This window comes from Streptomyces sp. cmx-18-6, from assembly GCF_046548915.1.
GTDB lineage: Bacteria > Actinomycetota > Actinomycetes > Streptomycetales > Streptomycetaceae > Streptomyces.
This window is the reverse complement of the sequence record NZ_JAEBEP010000018.1, coordinates 56,570-75,448: the sequence shown is the minus strand read 5'-3', so window position 1 is coordinate 75,448 and position 18,879 is coordinate 56,570. Positions and strand designations below refer to the sequence as shown.

Here is an 18,879-nt window from a genome sequence, read left to right as displayed (position 1 = left end):
CGCCCGGGACGGCAGGCAGAACCCCAAGCAGCAGCACCGCAGAGGGAGAGAGGTCCACCACCATGCGCCGCCGAGCCGGTCTCGTACTCCTGGCCTTCGCCGTGTTCTTCGCCGCCCTGTCACCGCTGCTGCGCTGGTACGCCTTCCCCCGGCTGGCCAAGGTCCCGCCGGACCAGTACCAGGCGGTCGTCCTGGAAGCGGCCCCCGCCACCCTCCTCGACTACACCACCCTCAAGGCGAAGGAGGTCGAGAAGGTCACCATCGTCCAGACGCTCAAGGGCAACGTGGAGGAGTCCGAGAGGATCGAACGCAGCGCCGGGCGGGATGTCGTCGTCTGGGACGCGCTCTCCTACATCGAGGGCCCGGACGGCAAGATGGTCTCCGAGATCCCCGAGCGCTACATCTTCGACGCCCACACCCAGGCCCCCGTCAACGCCACCGGCGAGATGGTCGACGGCGACCCGGTCCGCCGCGAGGGCATCGAGTTCAAGTGGCCCTTCCTCACCGAGAAACGGGACTACGCGTACTTCGACGCCCAGAGCCGCACCACCGCCCCCATCCACTACAAGGGGACGCAGACCTTCCGCGGCCTGGAGGTCTACTACTTCGAGCAGACCATCCCGTGGACCAAGGTCCCGATGCCGAAGAAGATGCCCATCGAGGGCGTCACCGCCGAGCAGATCGCGCAGACCGGCATGACCCGCTGGTACACCACCAAGCGCATGTTCTGGGTCGAGCCCGTCACCGGGGCCCCGGTCAACGGCGAGGAGATCCATGAGGAGGAGCTGCGCGACGCGAAGAAGATGGGGATGTCCAAGGACACCGTCACCGCGTTCTCCGGCCATGTGAAGATGCGCGAGGACTACATCGCCGACACCGTCGAACTGGTCGGCTCCCAGCGCCTCCTGGTCCTCCTCCTCACCTCCTACCTGCCCTGGGGCTTTTCGGGCCTGGGCCTCGGGCTGCTCGCGCTCGCGCTGTGGCTGGAGGCGCGGTCCCGGCGGCCGGCGGGTGCGCGGCCGGGGAGCGGCCCGAGCGCCCCGAGCGCTCCGGAGGGTGCTACGACCGCTTGAGCCGCGCCGAGGTGTGCCGCGTCGCCTGTACGGTCGCGGGGTCCTCCGGCCACGGATGCTTCGGGTAGCGGCCGCGCAGCTCCGCCCGTACGGCCTTGTAGCCCTCCCGCCAGAACGACGCCAGGTCCGCCGTGACAGCGGCGGGCCGGCCAGCGGGGGAGAGCAGGTGCACCAGGACCGGCTCCCCGGCCACCCGGGGCGTCTCGGCCAGCCCGAACAACTCCTGGAGTTTCACGGCCAGTACGGGTTGCTCGCCGCCGTACTCCACCCGGATACGGGAGCCGCTCGGCACCTCGATCCGCTCCGGCGCCAGCTCGTCCAGCCGGACCGCCTCGCCCGTCGCCCACGGCAGCAGCCGGCGCAGCGCCTGCCCCGCGTCGATCCGGCCCAGGTCGGAGCGCCGCCGCGCCCGCGACAGCTCCGGCTCCAGCCACGCCCCGGTCTCCGCGAGCAGCGCCCCGTCCGACACATCGGGCCACGGCGGGCCCACCACCCGGTGCAGAAACGCCAGCCGCAGCCGGAACTGCTCGCTGTCCCGGGTCCACCGCAGCAACCCGAGCCCCTCCCGCCGCAGCCCCTCCACCAGGGCCCCGCGCACCAGCTCCGGGTCCGGCCGCCTCAGCGGCCGCACCGCCAGCTCCACCGCCCCCACCCGGTCCACCGACCGGGCCACCACCTCGCCGTCCACCCAGCGGACCTCCTCGCCCCGCACCCGCAGACGCCCGGCGGCCGACAGCGCCGTGGACTCGTCGACCACCGCCGCCAGCCGCACCCGGGCCGAGGCCGCGTGGGAGGGCCGGTCCGCGACGGCGACGGCCAGCCAGGGCGCGCTGCGCAGCCGCGATCCGTCCCGCAGCTCCGCGCCCGTCCCCGACACCATCAGGAACGCCCCGTCGCCCCGGGCCCGCGCCACCCGCTCCGGGAAGGCCAGGGCGGCGACGAGCCCGACGACGGCGTCGTCGGAGCGGTGTTCGCCGGTGGAGACGCCGTCCACCTGGGCCGACAGCCGCCGCACCTCCTGCCGCCAGCGCCCCGCGTACCCGTCCTGCCCCCGGCGGGCGGTCCGCAGCGCCGCCGCGAGATCGTCCCCGTACTCCCTCGGCGGCTCCTCGCTCAGCAGCGCCACCACCTCCGCGGCCCGCCGCGCCCCGGCCTCCCGGGCCCCGTCCAGCAGGGCGCGGGCCAGCCGGGGGTGCAGCCCGAGCCGGGACATCCGTACGCCCCGGTCGGTGACCCGGCCCCGCGCGTCCACCGCCCCGATCGCCTCCAGCACCTCGCGGGCCGCGCCCATCGCCCCGGCGGGCGGCGGGTCCAGCAGGGCGAGCGAGGAGGCGTCCGGGTCGCCCCAGCACGCCGCCTGGAGCGCGAACGCCGCGAGGTCGGCCACCTTGATCTCCGGGGCCGGGAAGCGCGCGAGCCGCCCGTCCTCGGCCTGCTCCCAGCACCGGTACACCGCCCCCGGAGCCTCCCGCCCGGCCCTTCCCGCACGCTGCCGGCCGGCCGCCTGGGAGGCCCGTACGGTGGTCAGGGCGCTCAGGCCCCGGGCATGGTCGGTACGGGGCTCCCGGGCCAGGCCCGAGTCGACGACGACCCGCACGCCCGGCACCGTCAGGGACGACTCCGCCACCGAGGTCGCCAGGACCACCCGCCGCCCCTGGGACGACCCGGCGAGCACCGCGTCCTGCACGGCGGCCGGGGCGCGGCCGTGGACCTGGAGCACCTCGGCGTCCACCCCGGTGAGCTGCCCGGCCACCCGCGCGATCTCCCCGACGCCGGGCAGGAAGCAGAGCACGTCCCCCTCCCGCTCCGCGAGGGCCCGCCGCACGGTGGCCGCCACATGCGTGAGCAGCGCGGGATCGACGAGCATCCCGTGCGGCGGTCTCACGGGCCGCGCGGGCGGCGCCCACACCACCTCCACCGGATGCGAGACGCCCCGCGCCTCGACCACCGGGGCATCGCCCAGGAGCCGGGCCCACCCCTGCGCGTCCGTCGTCGCGGAGGCCGCCACCAGCCGCAGATCGGGCCGGATCGCCTCCCGTACGTCCAGGAGGAAGGCGGCCACCGTGTCCGCGTCCAGGTGGCGTTCGTGGCACTCGTCGATGATCACCACGTCGACCCCGGCCAGCTCCTGGTCCCGCTGGAGCCGCTGGAGCAGTACGCCGGTGGTCACGACCTCCACCACCGTGTCCCGCCCCACCACGCGCTCCCCGCGCACGGTGAAGCCGACCCGGCCGCCCGGCTGCTCGCCCAGCAGCCAGGCCATCCGCCGCGCGGCGGCCCGGGCGGCGATGCGGCGCGGCTCGGCGACGACGACCCGCCGCACGGGCCCCTGGCCGGTGAGCCCGGCCAGGACGAGCGGGACGAGGGTGGTCTTGCCGGTGCCGGGCGGGGCGCACAGGACGGCGACGCCCCGGTCGTCGAGCGCGCGCCGAAGGGCGGGCACGGCGGTGCGGACGGGGAGACGGTCCAGGGCTTCGGTGCGGATCACGCCTCCCAGTGTCGTACGCGGGCTCCCTCAGGAAGACGTCGGTCCCGCTCGTCCACGAGGACGTCGGTCCCGCCCGCACATGAGGACGTTCAGTCCCGCTCGCACACGAAGATCGCCGTCCCCGGGATGAGGTTGCCGCGCAGCGGGGACCAGCCGCCCCACTCCTGGTCGTTCCACTCGGGCCATTCCGGCTCGACCAGGTCGACCAGCCGGAAGCCGCCCGCCACCACGTCCCGCACCCGGTCGCCGAGCGTGCGGTGGTGTTCCACATAGACGGCCTCGCCCCGCTCGTCCTGCTCGACGTAGGGGACGCGGTCGAAGTAGGAGGCGGCGACGGAGAGCCCCTCGGGCCCCGGCTCGTCCGGGAACGCCCAGCGGATCGGGTGCGTCACGGAGAAGACCCAGCGCCCGCCGGGCCGCAGCACCCGGCGCACCTCGCGGAAGACCTGTACGGGGTCCGCGACGAAGGGCACCGCCCCGTACGCGGAACAGGCCAGGTCGAAGGAGCCGTCCCGGAACGGAAGCCGGCCCGCGTCCGCCTCGACGAGCGGGATGCCCTCCCCGATCCGCAGGGCGTGCTGGAGCTGGCGGTGGGAGAGGTCCAGCGCCACCGGGCGGGCGCCCTGCCCGGCCAGCCAGCGCGAGCACTGCGCGGCCCCGGCGCCGATCTCCAGGACGTCGAGGCCCTTGAGGGAGGAGGAGGGCCCCAGCAGGGCGGCATCCGCCTCGTCGAGTCCTTCCGGGCCCCAGACGAAGCGGTCGTCCCCCAGGAAGCCGCCGTGATCGTGCTGGTACTCGTCGGCGTTGCGGTCCCACCATCCGCGGCTGGCCCGGCTGCTCTCGGCCTCGTCCGCCGCGCGGCGGGTGGCTTCGGGTTCCGCGGGTTCGTCGGAGTGGGTTCCGTGGATCTCTTGGCTCATCGTGCCCGTCGTTGTAGTTTGCCTTCACTCGCCGCACGCGGTACGTACCAGGGTCGCCCGTGGGTACCGGGACAGGGACGCGTGTGCGCGACGTCTTGCCGCACTGCCGTATCGTGTTCGGGTCGATCGGCCCGAACACGCCTCGGAGAACAGGAGTTGCTCCGGTACAGGGCCGGCACGGGGCCGTGGCGCCCCCGGTCCGCGCCTGCGCGCATTGACCCTGTCCGGCTGCCCCCGTATGCTACAAGTTGCGCTGCGAGCCTGCGCGCCTCAGACCTAGCAGGCCGCGCTCGCGTCTGTTGCATGTCCCCTCGGTTGTCGAGGCGCCTCCCCGGAAACGGGTAGGGCGCTTTGCGGGCTGTCCGGCTTCTGCAGAGGCGATACGGGCTTTCGGCGTAGCAGTACCTACGACTCTCTGTCCGTACCGGAGCCCTTTCCCACATGACGAGCAGCACCGAGACCACCGCCACCACTCCGCAGGTTGCGGTCAACGACATCGGCGACGCGGACGCGTTCCTCGCGGCGATCGACGAGACGATCAAGTACTTCAACGACGGCGACATCGTTGACGGTGTCATCGTCAAGGTTGACCGGGACGAAGTTCTCCTCGACATCGGTTACAAGACCGAAGGCGTCATCCCGAGCCGCGAGCTCTCGATCAAGCACGACGTCGACCCGAACGAGGTCGTCAAGGTCGGCGACGAGATCGAGGCCCTGGTTCTCCAGAAGGAGGACAAGGAAGGCCGCCTGATCCTCTCGAAGAAGCGCGCTCAGTACGAGCGTGCCTGGGGCACCATCGAGAAGATCAAGGAAGAAGACGGCATCGTCACCGGTACCGTCATCGAGGTCGTCAAGGGTGGTCTCATCCTCGACATCGGCCTCCGCGGCTTCCTCCCGGCGTCGCTCGTCGAGATGCGTCGTGTCCGCGACCTCCAGCCCTACGTGGGCAAGGAGCTCGAGGCGAAGATCATCGAGCTGGACAAGAACCGCAACAACGTGGTCCTGTCCCGCCGCGCCTGGCTCGAGCAGACCCAGTCCGAGGTGCGCCAGACGTTCCTCACCACCCTTCAGAAGGGTCAGGTCCGCTCCGGCGTCGTCTCCTCGATCGTCAACTTCGGCGCCTTCGTGGACCTGGGCGGCGTCGACGGTCTCGTGCACGTCTCCGAGCTCTCCTGGAAGCACATCGACCACCCCTCCGAGGTTGTCGAGGTCGGCCAGGAAGTCACCGTCGAGGTCCTCGACGTCGACATGGACCGCGAGCGCGTCTCCCTGTCGCTCAAGGCGACGCAGGAAGACCCGTGGCAGCAGTTCGCCCGGACGCACCAGATCGGTCAGGTCGTCCCGGGTAAGGTCACCAAGCTCGTTCCGTTCGGTGCGTTCGTCCGCGTCGACGAGGGCATCGAGGGTCTGGTCCACATCTCCGAGCTGGCCGAGCGCCACGTGGAGATCCCGGAGCAGGTCGTCCAGGTCAACGACGAGATCTTCGTCAAGGTCATCGACATCGACCTCGAGCGCCGTCGCATCAGCCTCTCGCTGAAGCAGGCCAACGAGTCCTTCGGCGGCGACCCGGCCTCGGTCGAGTTCGACCCGACGCTGTACGGCATGGCCGCGTCGTACGACGACCAGGGCAACTACATCTACCCCGAGGGCTTCGACCCCGAGACCAACGACTGGCTCGAGGGCTTCGAGGCGCAGCGCGAGGTCTGGGAGACCCAGTACGCCGAGGCGCAGCAGCGCTTCGAGCAGCACCAGGCCCAGGTCATCAAGTCCCGCGAGGCCGACGAGGCTGCCGCTGCCGAGGGCGCTGCCGCCCCGGCCGGCGCCGCTCCGGCCGCCTCCGGCGGCAGCGGTGGCGGCGGCTCGTACTCCTCGGAGTCGGCGGACAACTCCGGCGCCCTGGCGTCGGACGAGGCCCTGGCCGCGCTGCGCGAGAAGCTGGCGGGCGGCCAGAGCTGACGCTCCGGACCCCGACGGCTCCATCGGCTGCGGTAGAGCTGTAGAGCAGTAGGTGAGTGAGGCCCGTTCCCTTCGGGGGGCGGGCCTCACTCGCGTAGTCGGGGCACGTGTCGAGGTCGAGACCGGTAACCGACAGACGTCGAGGGCGGGACCGGGGACTGACGGGCCTCAGGGGCCGGACCGGTGGCTGACGCGCCGTGAAGCTCCCCTGCCGGAAAGTGCGGTCGCGGGGAATGACCGTGCGGCCGGGGGCGTTCTTCCTTAGGAACACGAGGAGGAGCGGTAACGGTGCCTGATCCGCAGAGTTTGTACGAATGGGAGCCGAAGGGCCTGGCCGTCGTCGACATGGCGCTGGCCCAGGAGTCGGCCGGTCTGGTCATGCTCTACCACTTCGACGGATACATCGACGCGGGCGAGACCGGCGAGCAGATCGTCGACGGCCTGCTCGAAACGCTGACCCACCAGGTCGTGGCCCGCTTCGACCACGACCGGCTCGTCGACTACCGCGCGCGGCGTCCGCTGCTGACCTTCCGGCGTGACCGCTGGACGTCGTTCGACGCCCCGACCCTGGAGGTCCGGGTCGTCCAGGACGCCACCGGAGCGCCCTTCCTGCTGCTGTCCGGCCCGGAGCCCGACGTGGAGTGGGAGCGGTTCGCCGCCGCCGTGGAGGAGATCGTCGAGCGTCTCGGCGTACGCCTCACGGTGAACTTCCACGGCATCCCCATGGGCGTCCCGCACACCCGTCCCGTGGGCATCACCCCGCACGGCAACCGCACCGACCTGATGCCCGGACACCGCAGCCCCTTCGACGAGGCCCAGGTGCCCGGTTCGGCGGAGGCGCTCATCGAGTACCGGCTCATGGAGTCCGGCCACGACGTCCTCGGGGTCGCCACCCACGTCCCGCACTACGTCGCCCGGTCCTCCTACCCGGACGCGGCGCTCACCGCGCTGGAGGCCATCACGGCCGCGACCGGACTGGTCCTGCCGACCCTGGCGCACTCCCTGCGCACCGAGGCCCACCGGACCCAGACCGAGATCGACCGGCAGATCGGCCAGGGCGACGAGGAGCTCGTCTCCCTCGTCGAGGGCCTTGAGCACCAGTACGACGCGGTCGCCGGCTCCGAGACGCGCGGCAACCTCGTCGCCGAGCCCGTCGACCTGCCGTCCGCCGACGAGATCGGCCGCGACTTCGAACGCTTCCTCGCCGAACGGGAGGGCGACGGCTGAGCGGCCCGGCGGCCCCCGTAGGCTGCCGCCCATGCTGAAAGTGGGCCTGACCGGCGGCATCGGCGCCGGCAAGAGCGAAGTGTCGCGGCGACTCGTCGATTACGGGGCCGTGCTGATCGACTCCGACCGGATCGCGCGCGAGGTCGTCGAGCCCGGGACGCCGGGACTCGCGGCCGTGGTCGAGGAGTTCGGGCCGGACATCCTGACCGCCGAGGGCGCGTTGGACCGCCCGGCGCTCGGGGCGATCGTCTTCGCCGACCCGGACCGCCTCGCCGCGCTGAACGCGATCGTCCACCCCTTGGTCGGGGCCCGCTCCGCCGAGCTGGAAGGGGCCGCCGGTCCCGACTCCGTCGTCATCCACGACGTACCGCTGCTGGCGGAGAACGGCCTCGCCCCGCACTACGACCTGGTCGTGGTCGTGGACGCGTCCCCCGAGACCCAGCTCGACCGACTGGTCACCGTACGCGGAATGACCGAGTCCGACGCCCGCGCCAGGATGGCCGCCCAGGCGTCCCGCGAGCAGCGCCTCGCGGTGGCCGACCTGGTCGTCGACAACGACGGGCCGCTGGACGCCCTGGAGCCGCAGGTCCGCATGGTCTGGGAAGAACTGCTCCGCAGAGCCGCCGCCACCGGTTGATCCGGCTGCGGACCGCACCGCCGCCCGCCCCGGCACCCGCCCCCCGCCGTCCGCGCCGCCGGAATACCCGGGCCGGGGCGGACGTTGGAAACGCGCGAGCGAAGGGAAGGATGCGACCGTGCCCGAGAACAACCCGGAAACCCATGTCATCGACTTCCGTGCGGCCGAGCAACTGCTCGACGCCCGGGACCCCCAGGGCGCGGTCAAGCTGCTCGATTCGGTGATCGCCGCCCACCCGGAGAACACCGCCGCCCGGCTGCTCCGGGCGCGCGCCTTCTTCGCCGCCGCCCAACTGCGTCCGGCCGAGCTGGAATTCGAGCTGGTGCTGGAGCGCGAACCGGACAACGCGTTCGCCCACTTCGCCCTGGCCCGCACCTTCGAGCGGGCGGGCCGCCCGGCCCAGGCCACCCGGCACTTCCGGCTCGCGGCGGCGCTCGATCCGAAGCCGGAGTACCTGAAGGCGGCCAGGTTCGAGGCGGGGGACTGAGCGCCGGAGGATTGAGGGACAAGAGACCGAGCGCCGGGGACTGAGCGCCCGGGCACCGGGGGTCGGGGGGCCGATCGCCGGGGGACCGAGCGCCGATCGCCGAGGGACCGAGCGCCGGGACACACCGAGGACCGGGTGGCCGAGCGTCGGGGAGTCCGGGCCGTCACGGCGGTTTCGTGCGGTCCCGCGGGTCCGGCCTGCGCCACCTGGGGCGTCCGCCCCGGTCGGGTTCGTACGGCGGGACGTCCCGGCCCGGCTGGTAGTGCGCTCCCTGGCGAATGCGGTACGTGACCACGCAGAGGTCCAGGAGCGTCAGGGCCAGGAGCACCGCGCAGGCCACCGCCCAGCCCGGCCGCCCGTTCAGGGAGAAGGCCACCAGGCCGAAGAGGGCCCACGCCGTCCCCCACAGACTCAGCCAGAGCCGCATCCGCAGCGGACTGCGGGCGGTCGCGGGCTCACTGCCGGTACGCCGCATGCCGATCACCTCACTCTCCAGCATGGACCCCCGACGCCCTCGGCGGGAACCGGGGCCGGGTGAGGGCTCGTTGGTCCTTCATGGATGAATCACTGGTACGCGAGGGATATGCGGGGACGGGTCCGGGAGCCATCACTCCGGACGGGTGCGCGGTCGAGCTCTACCGGAGACTGTCCGTCGGCGAGGAGCCGGACGTGATCGCGTCGGTGGCCCCCGCCGGCGCGAGCATCCTGGAACTGGGCTGCGGGGCGGGCCGGGTGACGCATCCGCTGGTGCGGCGTGGGTTCGCCGTGACAGCGGTGGACGAGTCGGCGGAGATGCTGGAGCGGATCGTCGGAGCGCGTACGGTGCGCAGCCCCATCGAGACGCTGGATCTCGGCGCGGAGCGCTTCGACGTCGTGCTGCTCGGCTCGTTCCTGGTCCACGCGGGCGAGCACCGGGTCCGGGACGGCATGCTGCGCGTCTGCCGTGCGCAGGTGAAGGACGACGGGATCGTCCTCATCCAGCGCGAGGGCGCGGCGCACCGCTCCGAGCTGCCGTGGGAGCGGGTCGACCCGTCCGGCGGCGTCATCCGGGTCGTCTCCGCCGAGCCGGTGGGGGACGGGGTGCGCTCGGTGCGCGCGGAGTACGACTTCGGCGACGCCCGGTGGACCCAGACGTTCCTGTCGCGGGAGCTGTCCGACGAGCAGCTCGCCGGGCACCTGGGGGCGGCGGGGCTGACGGTGGACCGCACCCTCACCGACGACGGCACCTGGCTGCTCGCCCGCCCCGCGCGCTGACCGGCGGTCCCCCGCTCGCGGGGTGCCGCGGTCTCCGCGTACAGGCTCCGGTTACGGGCTCCGCTCCGGCAGCATCCGCGTACGGGCGGTCGCGCCGGCCCTCCGCGTACGGGCGGTCGCGCCGGCCCTCCGCGTACGGGCGGTCGCGCCGGCCCTCCGCGTACGGTCGGCTGCGCCCGCTCTCCGCGTACGGGCCGCCGCGCCTGCCCTCGGCGTACGGTCCGCTGCGCCTGCCCTCCCCGTGCGGGCCGCTGCGCCCGCCCTCCCCGTGCGGTCGGCTGCGCCTGCCCTCCCCGTACGGTTCGCTCAGTGCACGAAGGTGTAGCTGCGCCACGGCGGGCCGCTCTCGGCCGCCACATCGCTGAACCGGGTGGCCACATAGCTCGTCCCGCCGCCGGTGCAGTCACGGCTGGGGTAGAGGACGATGTCGACGAGCGTGCCGTTCTCGACCTCGCGGGCCCCGGCGGGGTCGAGGCGGTGGCAGCCGCGTACCGAAGGGCTGTTCACCTGCACCACCGCCTCGCGGTCGGTGTGGTAGGTCACCGGGCCGACCGCAGTGCGGCCGAGGCCGGAGCAGCCCGACACGGTGAGGGCCAGGAGCGAGGCGGCTGCGGCGACGCCGAGACTGCGTCGGCGGCGGAGATCGGGCGCGGTCACGGACATGGGCGGGTCCTCGTCTGCTCGTCCGGCGCTCGTCCGGCTCTCATCGGTACGCCTCCGGCTCTCATCGGCGCGCCGGGAAGACGTGCTGGCGCTGGCCACCCTGCCCGCTCCCCACCGCCCCGGCATCCGGTGCGCGGCCGACCGGGCGAGGCGGGGGTGTCAGGGGTGCGCCGCGCGCCTGGACGGGGCGCCGTTCGCCCCATCACGGAGCGTGACCGGCGCCGAGGTGGTTCCGCGTGCCCCGCGTACCGCTCTGAGCTGCGGTGACGCGGCTGAGGCACGTGTTGTCAGACCCCCCGCCTAGACTCGCAGAGTCAGCATGAAAGGTGCTGGCCGAGGCAGCCGATCAGGTGGGAGGGGGTGGCCGACATGGCGGCACAGGATGCCCGGGACACGCGGGGCCATCCGGCCCGCGACGGTGCCGCACGGCACGCCGCCGGCGACGACGTGCGCGGGGGCGAGCAGCGGATCGCGGACATCGGCCGCCTGCTGCGCTGTGCTGCGGTCTTCCTGCCCGGCCCGGTCCCGAGGGAGGGGCGGATCGCCTTCTGGGACCCGCACGCGACCCACGACGACGACCGGACCGCGAGGGGCGGCAGGTCCTCCTTCGCCTACGCGGACGACCAGGCTCCGGTGGACGCCGTGCCGTACAGCGCCGCCGCGATCACGGTGGTACGGCGGTCCGGAGACGGGTCGGGGAGTGCGGGTCCGGGGGAAGCCTCTGTCCGGAGCGCCGAGACGCCCGCCGCGCTGCTCTCCCTGGCCGACGCGCTGCCCGTGCTGGTCCGCGCCCGGCACCAGGCGTCCGCCCACCCCGCCACCCGCTGCTGGGGCGCGGCCGCGCTGCACGCCCTTCACCTGGTCGCACGCGGCAGGCTCCTGCCCGGTCTCACGGCGGGCGGCCACGACGCCTGGCGGGCGGGGCCGAGGGACGCCGAGGACATCGCGCACCTGCGGGCCACGGCCGCCGCCCTGCCGCCCGAGGGGTACGCGACGCCGCTCCCGGGTCTCGACCCGCCCCGGCTCCCCGATCCGGAGGCGCTGATCGGGGCCTTCCTGGACGCCGTCGCCGACACGCTCCCGCGCAGCCCCGCCGCCGCCTTCGCGATGGGCGCCCCCTTCGCCGCCCGCGAGCCCCAGCACCTGCCCCACGCGGCGGCCTGGGCCGTCGAGGTGGCGTCCGGCCTGGACGCGGGCGTGCGGGTCTCGCTCCGGCTCGACCTCTCGGCCTTCGAGCTGTTCGACACCGCCGACACCTACGCCGTATCGGCCTCCGCCGAAAAGCCGGAGCCGGGCGTCCCGGACCGCCCGGACGGGCTGGACCACCAGAGTGCTCCGGAGCACCCGGACGACCCGGCGGTCCGCCACGCCGCCGCGGCCGTGGTGCAGGTCCACAGCCTCGCCGACCCGACGTATGTCGTCGACGCGGCCGCCCTGTGGGCCGGCGAGGCCGGTGAGCCCTTCGGGCCGCGCGCCCGGGTCGACGCGGTGCTGGCGCTGCGCCGGGCCGCCCGGGTCTGGGTCCCGCTGGAACGGCTGCTGGAGCAGCCCGTCCCCGACGTGCTCGCGATCACCGAGGACGAGCTGTACGAGCTGCTGAGCGACGCGGGGGCCCGGCTGGCGGCGGCGGGGGTCGGCGTCCACTGGCCGCGTGAGCTGGCCCGTTCGCTCACCGCGGCCGCCGTCGTGCGGCCGGCTCCCGGATCGGCCACCGACGGCACCTCGTTCTTCGACGCCGAGCAGCTCTTCGCCTTCGACTGGCAGCTGTCCCTGGGCGACCAGCGGCTGACCGAGGCCGAGATGGACGCCCTGGCCGAGGCCCACCGCCCGGTGGTGCGGCTGCGCGACCAGTGGGTGGTCGTCGACCCCGCGCTCGTCCGCAAGGCGCGCAAGCGGGAGCTGGGGCTGCTGGACCCGGTGGACGCGCTGGCCGTCGCCCTCACCGGGAGCGCCGAGGTGGACGGGGAGCAGGTCGAGGCCGTCCCGGCCGGAGCCCTCGCCGCGCTGCGTACGCGCATCCTCGACGACCGCACGACGATCGCACCGCCGCCCGGGCTCGACGCGACCCTGCGCGACTACCAACTGCGCGGCCTGGCCTGGCTGGACCGGATGACCTCGCTCGGGCTCGGCGGCTGCCTCGCCGACGACATGGGCCTCGGCAAGACGATCACCCTCATCGCCCTCCACCTGCACCGCGCACAGCAGGCCCCCACGCTCGTCGTCTGCCCCGCCTCCCTCCTCGGCAACTGGCACCGGGAGATCAACCGCTTCGCCCCCGGCGTCCCGGTCCGCCGCTTCCACGGCACGGACCGGACCCTGGGCGAGCCGGACGGCGGCTTCGTCCTCACCACATACGGCACCATGCGCTCCAGCGCGCCCCGACTCGCCGCGCACACCTGGGGCCTGGTCGTCGCCGACGAGGCGCAGCACGTCAAGAACCCGCACTCCTCCACCGCGAAGGCCCTGCGCACCATCCCCGCCCCGGCCCGCGTCGCCCTCACCGGCACCCCCGTGGAGAACAACCTCTCCGAGCTCTGGGCCCTGCTCGACTGGACGACCCCCGGACTGCTCGGCCCGCTCAAGGCGTTCCGGGCCCGGCACGCCCGGATCGTGGAGAACACGGGGACGGCGGCGGGGCTGGGCAACGAGGAGGCCGTCGAGCGGCTGTCCCGGCTGGTCCGCCCCTTCCTGCTCCGCCGCAAGAAGTCCGACCCCGGCATCGCGCCCGAGCTGCCGCCGAAGACCGAGACCGACCACCCCGTCTCCCTCACCCGCGAGCAGGCCACGCTGTACGAGGCGGCGGTGCGCGAGACGATGGCGCGGATCGAGGCGGCGGAGGGCATCGCCCGCCGGGGTCTGGTCATGAAGCTGCTGGCCTCGCTCAAGCAGGTCTGCAACCACCCGGCGCAGTATCTGAAGGAGGAGCCCACCCGGCTCACCGGCCGCTCCGGAAAGCTCGCCCTGCTGGACGAGCTCCTCGACACGATCCTCTCCGAGGACAGCTCGGTTCTGATCTTCACCCAGTACGTGACGATGGCCAAGCTCCTCTCCGCACACCTCGCCTCCCGGGCCATCCCCTCGCAACTCCTCCACGGCGGTACGCCGGTGGCCGAGCGGGAACGGATGGTGGACCGCTTCCAGTCGGCCGAGGTCCCCGTCTTCCTGCTCTCCCTCAAGGCCGCCGGGACCGGGCTGAACCTGACCCGCGCCGCCCATGTCATCCACTACGACCGCTGGTGGAACCCGGCCGTGGAGGAGCAGGCCACCGACCGGGCGTACCGCATCGGGCAGACCCAGCCCGTGCAGGTCCACCGCCTCATCGCGGAGGGCACGGTGGAGGACCGGATCGGTGAACTGCTGGAGTCCAAGCGGGCCTTGGCGGACGCGGTCCTCTCCAGCGGCGAGAGCGCCCTCACCGAGCTGAGCGACCGCGATCTCGCCGACCTCGTCTCGCTGCGGAGGCCCGCATGAGCCCCCGCCCCACGCCCCGTACGACGCCCGGACCCACGCCCCGGCCCGCGTCGCCCGGTTCGCCATCACGCACGACGCCCCCTGCGGGCTCCCGTTCCGGGGCCCGGTCCCGGCCCGGCCCCGACGACCTGCGGCGCACCTTCGAGGCCGTGCCCGCCCGCACCCCCGCGGACGGCGAGCCCTTCGCGGACAGCTGGTGGGGCCGCGCCTGGGCAGTCGCGCTGGAGACGCTGTCGATGGACGGGGCCCGGCTCGCCCGCGGCCGCGCGTACGCGGACGCGGGCAAGGTCGCCGCGATCACCGTCACCCCCGGCCGCATCGTCGCCTACGTCCACGGCAGCCGCGTCCGCCCCTACCGCGCGGAGCTGCGCCTGCGCACCTTCACCGACACCGGCTGGGACACTCTGCTCGACGCGGTCGCCGCCCACCCCGGCCATCTGTCCGCGCTGCTGGCCAAGGAGATGCCGCACTCCCTGGCCGACACCGCGCGGGAGGCCGGGGTCCGGTTGCTGCCGGCCGCGGACGACCTGGACCCGAGCTGTACGTGCCCCGACCACGGCCGGCCGTGCAAGCATGTCGCCGCCCTCTGCTTCCAGACCGCCCGGCTCCTGGACAGCGACCCGTTCGTCCTGCTGCTGATGCGGGGCCGGGGGGAGCGCGAACTGCTGGACGAGCTCGGCCGCCGCAACGCCGAGCACTCCGCCCGCGAGCGCCCCACCGCCCCCGTCCCGTCGTCGGTCCCGGCGGCGGACGCCCTGGTGGACCGCTTCCTGCCGCCGCTCCCGGCCCCCCTCCCCGTACCCCCGTATCCGGGCCGGCCGCCGTCCTACCCGGACCTGCCGGGCGCGCGCGACCCGCTGGGCCTGGACCACCTCGCCACCGACGCCGCCGCCCGCGCCCACACCCTGCTGACCACGGGCCGGGATCCGCTCGCCGGGCTCACCCCCTGGCAGGACGCCGTCCGGATCGCCGCCTCACGCCCCACCGCCGGGCTCACCGCCACCACCCGCGCGCTCTACCGGGAGCTCGCCCACGCCACCGGCCGCAACACCACCGACCTCGCCCGCGCGGTGGCCGCCTGGCGGCAGGGCGGGGCCGAGGGGCTCACGGTCCTGGAGAGCCCCTGGGACCCTCCGGCCGGCCCCTTCGACCGGGCCAGGCCCCTGCTGGCGGCCGCCGGGTTGCCGCGTCTGACGCCCCGGCGCAACCACCTCACCGACCAGGCCGGCGCGCTCCAGCTCCGCTTCGGCCACGACGCCCGCTGGTACGGCTACGAGTCCGACCCCGGCGCGGACGACTGGTGGCCCCGCGCCACCCCGGGCCCCGACCCGGTGACCGCCCTCGAAGCCCTGCTCGCCGGTGACACGGACACGGCGGCCCCCGACGACACGTACGTACGGTAGAACCCGACGACACGTGCGTGCGGTCGGGCCGACGACACGTACGTACGGCAAAACCCTTGGCCACAGCGCAGTTGACGCTGTTACCGTCCTCGGCGTGGCGAAACTCAATCAGATCATCGCAGTGGAGAAGGGCGTCAAGTCCAAGGCGCACCAGGACCTGACGGCAGCACACCACGGCCTCCAGAAGGCCGGACTGCTCGCCGGGATCTCCCGGACCTACCAGCCCAAGGACGAGGAGGGCGAGCAGCTTCCGCCCGAGTCGACGCTGGTCCAGGTCAAGGCCGAGGACGTGCTGCGGGACACCGCCGTCACGCTCACCCGGCTCTTCGATGTGACCGCCACGAAGGACTGGGCGAACTGCTCGGCCCGGGCGGACGTGAAGGTCGACGGCCGGGTGCTGGTGGCCGAGGTGCCGGTGTCGTATCTGCTCTTCCTGGAGAAGCAGTTGACCGACCTCAACACCTTCATCCGCAAGCTGCCGGTGCTGGACGCCGCCGAGGCATGGGTGCAGGACCCGTCGACGGACTCCTGGAAGACCGAGCCGGTCCGGACGCTCCGTACGAAGAAGGTGCCCCGCAACCACGTGAAGGCGGAGGCCACCGAGAAGCACCCGGCGCAGGTCGAGGTGTACTACGAGGACATCCCGATCGGGTACTGGACGACCGTCAAGTTCTCCGGGGCGCTGCCCGCGCGGCGCGTCAACGAGCTGCTGGACCGGGTCGAGAAGCTCCAGCAGGCCGTGAAGTTCGCCCGCGAGGAGGCCAACGGCGTCGAGATCACCGACCAGCGGGTGGGTGACGCGGTATTCGGTTACCTCTTCGGGTGACCGACCATGGATTCCCCGGCAGCCGATCAAGGCCACCGGGGTGCGCGAGGAGCGCAAGCTGAAACTGAGGCTTGTCGTGAAGGCGCGGTTCCAGTGGAGGTTCGACTCCTCCCTCCGGCACGGGCCGGAGTAGCCCAAGCAGGCAGAGGCAGACCGCCGTCAATCTCAGACTATTGCTCCAGACTCAGCATTCGCCGCCGATCGCCGGATCGAACGGGCCCGGGCCCGCGCGCGTCGAGATGCCGGTTCAAGTCCGGCCCGCAGAGCTCCGATCTGCGGTGGTCCAAAGGCAGGACGCGACGACATCATGACTGACCCGGACCCTTAAACGCGCCGGCGTGCCAGATGGGCGGCACACTCAGGGCCCGGAGGCCGGCTACGCCTCCGGGCCCGCTCCCGTTTCCGGGGCCCAGACCTCGCGTCCGATACCACCGGCGGCAGCCGCCCATCACCCGAAGCCTGGTCACTGCCGGTACCCGTTCAGGAAGCGGCCGATGCGGCTGATCGCCGCGTCGAGGTCGTCGGCGTACGGGAGGGTCAGGATGCGGAAGTGGTCCGGGCGCGGCCAGCTGAAGCCCGTGCCCTGCACCACCTGGATCTTCTCCCGCAGCAGCAGGTCCAGCACGAACTTCTCGTCGTCGGCGATCGGGTGCACCTTCGGATCGATGCGCGGGAACGCGTACAGCGCGCCCTTCGGCTTCACGCACGAGACGCCCGGGATCTCGTTCAGCCGCTCCCACGCCCGGTCCCGCTGCTCGTGCAGCCTGCCGCCCGGCGCGACCAGCTCGCGGATGGACTGCCGCCCGCCGAGCGCGGCCTGGATGGCGTACTGGGCGGGGGCGTTGGGGCACAGCCGCATGGAGGCCAGCATGGTGAGGCCCTCCAGATAGCTGCGGGCGTGCTGCCGCGGACCGGACACCACCATCCAGCCGGAGCGGAACCCGGCCACCCGGTACGTCTTCGAGAGCCCGCTGAAGGTCAGGCAGACCAGATCCGGGGCGAGGACGGCAGCGCTGTGGTGCTCGGCCCCGTCGTACAGGATCTGGTCGTAGATCTCGTCGGCGAAGACCATCAGGTGGTGCCGGCGGGCCAGATCGAGCATGCCCTCCAGGATCTCGCGCGGATAGACCGCCCCGGTCGGGTTGTTCGGGTTGATGATCACGAGGGCCTTGGTGCGGTCGGTGATCTTGGAGGCCAGGTCGGCGAGATCCGGGTTCCAGTCGGACTCCTCGTCGCACATGTAGTGCACGGCCCTGCCGCCCGCGAGCGTCGTCACCGCCGTCCACAGCGGGAAGTCCGGGGCCGGGATCAGCACTTCGTCGCCGTCCTCCAGCAGCGCCTGCACGGCCATCGAGATCAGCTCGGACACGCCGTTGCCGAGGAAGACGTCGTCCACGCCGACCTCGGTCATGCCCATGGCCTGGTAGCGCTGCGCCACCGCCCGCCGCGCGGAGAGGACGCCGCGCGAATCGGTGTAGCCGTGGGCCTGGGGCAGCATCCGGATCATGTCCTGGACGATCTCCTCCGGCGCCTCGAAGCCGAAGAGCGCCGGGTTGCCCGTGTTGAGCCTCAGCACGCTGTGGCCCGCCTCCTCCAGGGCGTTGGCGTGTTCGATGACCGGGCCCCGGATCTCGTAACAGACCTCGTTGAGCTTGCTGGACTGCCGGAACTCCATGCGGTGCCTCCCCGAGCCGAACTGCGATACTTGGTTTTACCAAGCTGGAGCTTGGAAAGTCCAACAACATGTCTAGACTGCGTCGCATGCCACGTCAGCAGCCCGCCGCCCAGCGCCCCGTCAGACGCCGGAGCTACGACCAGTTCTGCGCCACCGCACGCGCCCTCGACTCCGTGGGCGACCGGTGGACGCTGCTGATCGTCCGCGAACTGCTCGCCGGACCCCGCCGCTACACCGATCTCCACGCCGACCTGCCGGGCGTCTCCACCGACGTCCTGGCCTCCCGCCTCAAGGACCTGGAGCAGGGCGGCCTGGCCGTGCGCCGCAGACTCCCGCCCCCCGCCGCCGCATCGGTCTACGAGCTCACCGAGCGCGGCCACGGCCTGCTCCCCGTCCTCGCCGCTCTCGCCGACTGGGGCGCTCCCGCCCTCACCGAACGCCGCCCCACCGACGCCGTACGCGCCCACTGGTTCGCCCTGCCGCTGCTGCGCGCGCTGGCTGGAATCGCCCAGGAGGGCGTCCTCGAAGTCCGGCTGGACGAGGGCGAGTTCCACGTCCGTACGGGAGGGGGAGCGGCGGTGGAGTTCGAGGGCGAGCCGTACGGGTTCGGCCCGGCGCACCGGCCCGACGCCCGCATCACCCTCGACGCCGCACTGTGCCTGGAGCTCGGGCGCGGCGGCGTCACCCTCGCGCAGGCGGTCGAGGACGGCCGGATCGAGGTGGCGGGGGAGGGGCCGCTCGCCGCCGAACTGCGCGGCGGGTGACGGGGACACGGCCGCCCGGGACGGATGATGGAGGC

At 73.2% G+C, this 18,879-nt stretch carries 15 protein-coding genes; 10 read left to right on the top strand and 5 right to left on the bottom strand.

Features of this window, described 5'->3' with window-relative positions; translation table 11 throughout:
- Window positions 1-62: 62 nt before the first annotated feature.
- Window positions 63-1,073 (top strand): DUF3068 domain-containing protein, encoded by a 1,011-nt coding sequence (locus ACLJPL_RS30895; RefSeq protein ID WP_411084256.1) that lies wholly within the window; start codon window positions 63-65, stop codon window positions 1,071-1,073.
- Here ACLJPL_RS30895 and hrpB read toward each other — a convergent pair.
- Both hrpB and ACLJPL_RS30885 read right to left on the bottom strand, forming a co-directional pair.
- Window positions 1,060-3,561, bottom strand: coding sequence for an ATP-dependent helicase HrpB (gene hrpB, locus ACLJPL_RS30890; RefSeq protein WP_411084255.1), 2,502 nt, complete (start codon window positions 3,559-3,561; stop codon window positions 1,060-1,062). The genes ACLJPL_RS30895 and hrpB overlap by 14 nt on opposite strands.
- An 89-nt stretch (window positions 3,562-3,650) precedes the next feature.
- A complete protein-coding gene (locus ACLJPL_RS30885; protein WP_411084254.1) occupies window positions 3,651-4,481 on the bottom strand; it encodes a class I SAM-dependent methyltransferase in 831 nt (276 codons plus the stop codon).
- A gap of 441 nt (window positions 4,482-4,922) precedes the next feature.
- Here ACLJPL_RS30885 and rpsA point away from each other — a divergent pair, with 441 nt between their 5' ends.
- The 4 genes from rpsA (at window position 4,923) to ACLJPL_RS30865 (ending at window position 8,788) form a co-directional block, all read left to right on the top strand.
- Window positions 4,923-6,437: a 30S ribosomal protein S1 gene (gene rpsA / locus ACLJPL_RS30880; protein ID WP_006123726.1), complete on the top strand. Its 1,515-nt coding sequence runs from the start codon at window positions 4,923-4,925 to the stop codon at window positions 6,435-6,437.
- A 288-nt stretch (window positions 6,438-6,725) separates the two neighbouring features.
- Complete coding sequence (locus ACLJPL_RS30875; protein WP_411084253.1) at window positions 6,726-7,664, top strand: PAC2 family protein; 939 nt, start codon at window positions 6,726-6,728, stop codon at window positions 7,662-7,664.
- A 31-nt stretch (window positions 7,665-7,695) separates the two neighbouring features.
- Window positions 7,696-8,301: a dephospho-CoA kinase gene (gene coaE / locus ACLJPL_RS30870; protein ID WP_411084252.1), complete on the top strand. Its 606-nt coding sequence runs from the start codon at window positions 7,696-7,698 to the stop codon at window positions 8,299-8,301.
- A 118-nt stretch (window positions 8,302-8,419) separates the two neighbouring features.
- Window positions 8,420-8,788, top strand: coding sequence for a tetratricopeptide repeat protein (locus ACLJPL_RS30865; RefSeq protein ID WP_411084251.1), 369 nt, complete (start codon window positions 8,420-8,422; stop codon window positions 8,786-8,788).
- Window positions 8,789-8,951: 163 nt separating this feature from the next.
- Here the strand turns inward: ACLJPL_RS30865 and ACLJPL_RS30860 are convergent, their stop codons facing one another.
- A complete protein-coding gene (locus ACLJPL_RS30860) occupies window positions 8,952-9,287 on the bottom strand; it encodes a DUF6343 family protein (RefSeq protein WP_411084250.1) in 336 nt (111 codons plus the stop codon).
- Window positions 9,288-9,343: 56 nt separating this feature from the next.
- Here ACLJPL_RS30860 and ACLJPL_RS30855 point away from each other — a divergent pair, with 56 nt between their 5' ends.
- Window positions 9,344-10,042, top strand: coding sequence for a class I SAM-dependent methyltransferase (locus ACLJPL_RS30855; RefSeq protein ID WP_411084249.1), 699 nt, complete (start codon window positions 9,344-9,346; stop codon window positions 10,040-10,042).
- Between the two features lie 306 nt (window positions 10,043-10,348).
- Here ACLJPL_RS30855 and ACLJPL_RS30850 read toward each other — a convergent pair whose 3' ends face one another.
- Window positions 10,349-10,705 (bottom strand): hypothetical protein, encoded by a 357-nt coding sequence (locus tag ACLJPL_RS30850; RefSeq protein ID WP_411084248.1) that lies wholly within the window; start codon window positions 10,703-10,705, stop codon window positions 10,349-10,351.
- A gap of 369 nt (window positions 10,706-11,074) precedes the next feature.
- Between ACLJPL_RS30850 and ACLJPL_RS30845 the strand changes: the two genes are divergently transcribed.
- The 3 genes from ACLJPL_RS30845 to ACLJPL_RS30835 all read left to right on the top strand — a co-directional run bounded on the left by ACLJPL_RS30845 (window position 11,075) and on the right by ACLJPL_RS30835 (window position 16,405).
- On the top strand, window positions 11,075-14,176 hold the full coding sequence (locus ACLJPL_RS30845; RefSeq protein WP_411084247.1) for a DEAD/DEAH box helicase: 3,102 nt from the start codon (window positions 11,075-11,077) through the stop codon (window positions 14,174-14,176).
- Window positions 14,173-15,579: an SWIM zinc finger family protein gene (locus ACLJPL_RS30840; RefSeq protein WP_411084246.1), complete on the top strand. Its 1,407-nt coding sequence runs from the start codon at window positions 14,173-14,175 to the stop codon at window positions 15,577-15,579. Before ACLJPL_RS30845 ends, ACLJPL_RS30840 begins: the two co-directional genes overlap by 4 nt.
- Before the next feature lie 94 nt (window positions 15,580-15,673).
- Complete coding sequence (locus tag ACLJPL_RS30835; protein WP_411084245.1) at window positions 15,674-16,405, top strand: hypothetical protein; 732 nt, start codon at window positions 15,674-15,676, stop codon at window positions 16,403-16,405.
- Between the two features lie 463 nt (window positions 16,406-16,868).
- On the opposite strand, the gene ACLJPL_RS30830 is transcribed toward ACLJPL_RS30835, so the two are convergent.
- Entirely contained in the window at window positions 16,869-18,080 is a 1,212-nt protein-coding gene (locus tag ACLJPL_RS30830) for a pyridoxal phosphate-dependent aminotransferase (protein ID WP_411084244.1), read from the bottom strand.
- 86 nt (window positions 18,081-18,166) lie between these two features.
- Here ACLJPL_RS30830 and ACLJPL_RS30825 point away from each other — a divergent pair, with 86 nt between their 5' ends.
- On the top strand, window positions 18,167-18,844 hold the full coding sequence (locus tag ACLJPL_RS30825) for a winged helix-turn-helix transcriptional regulator (protein WP_411084243.1): 678 nt from the start codon (window positions 18,167-18,169) through the stop codon (window positions 18,842-18,844).
- Window positions 18,845-18,879 lie beyond the last annotated feature (35 nt).

What these genes read in the sequence shown, in the direction of transcription:
- rpsA (WP_006123726.1), top strand. Translation starts at nt 4,923, where the DNA reads ATGACGAGCAGCACCGAGACCACCGCCACCACTCCGCAGGTTGCGGTC.
- coaE (WP_411084252.1), top strand. Translation starts at nt 7,696, where the DNA reads ATGCTGAAAGTGGGCCTGACCGGCGGCATCGGCGCCGGCAAGAGCGAA.
- ACLJPL_RS30845 (WP_411084247.1), top strand. Translation starts at nt 11,075, where the DNA reads ATGGCGGCACAGGATGCCCGGGACACGCGGGGCCATCCGGCCCGCGAC.
- ACLJPL_RS30825 (WP_411084243.1), top strand. Translation starts at nt 18,167, where the DNA reads ATGCCACGTCAGCAGCCCGCCGCCCAGCGCCCCGTCAGACGCCGGAGC.
- ACLJPL_RS30885 (WP_411084254.1), bottom strand. Translation starts at nt 4,481, where the DNA reads ATGAGCCAAGAGATCCACGGAACCCACTCCGACGAACCCGCGGAACCC.
- ACLJPL_RS30850 (WP_411084248.1), bottom strand. Translation starts at nt 10,705, where the DNA reads ATGTCCGTGACCGCGCCCGATCTCCGCCGCCGACGCAGTCTCGGCGTC.
- ACLJPL_RS30840 (WP_411084246.1), top strand. Translation starts at nt 14,173, where the DNA reads ATGAGCCCCCGCCCCACGCCCCGTACGACGCCCGGACCCACGCCCCGG.
- ACLJPL_RS30895 (WP_411084256.1), top strand. Translation starts at nt 63, where the DNA reads ATGCGCCGCCGAGCCGGTCTCGTACTCCTGGCCTTCGCCGTGTTCTTC.
- ACLJPL_RS30855 (WP_411084249.1), top strand. Translation starts at nt 9,344, where the DNA reads ATGGATGAATCACTGGTACGCGAGGGATATGCGGGGACGGGTCCGGGA.
- ACLJPL_RS30860 (WP_411084250.1), bottom strand. Translation starts at nt 9,287, where the DNA reads ATGCTGGAGAGTGAGGTGATCGGCATGCGGCGTACCGGCAGTGAGCCC.
- ACLJPL_RS30830 (WP_411084244.1), bottom strand. Translation starts at nt 18,080, where the DNA reads ATGGAGTTCCGGCAGTCCAGCAAGCTCAACGAGGTCTGTTACGAGATC.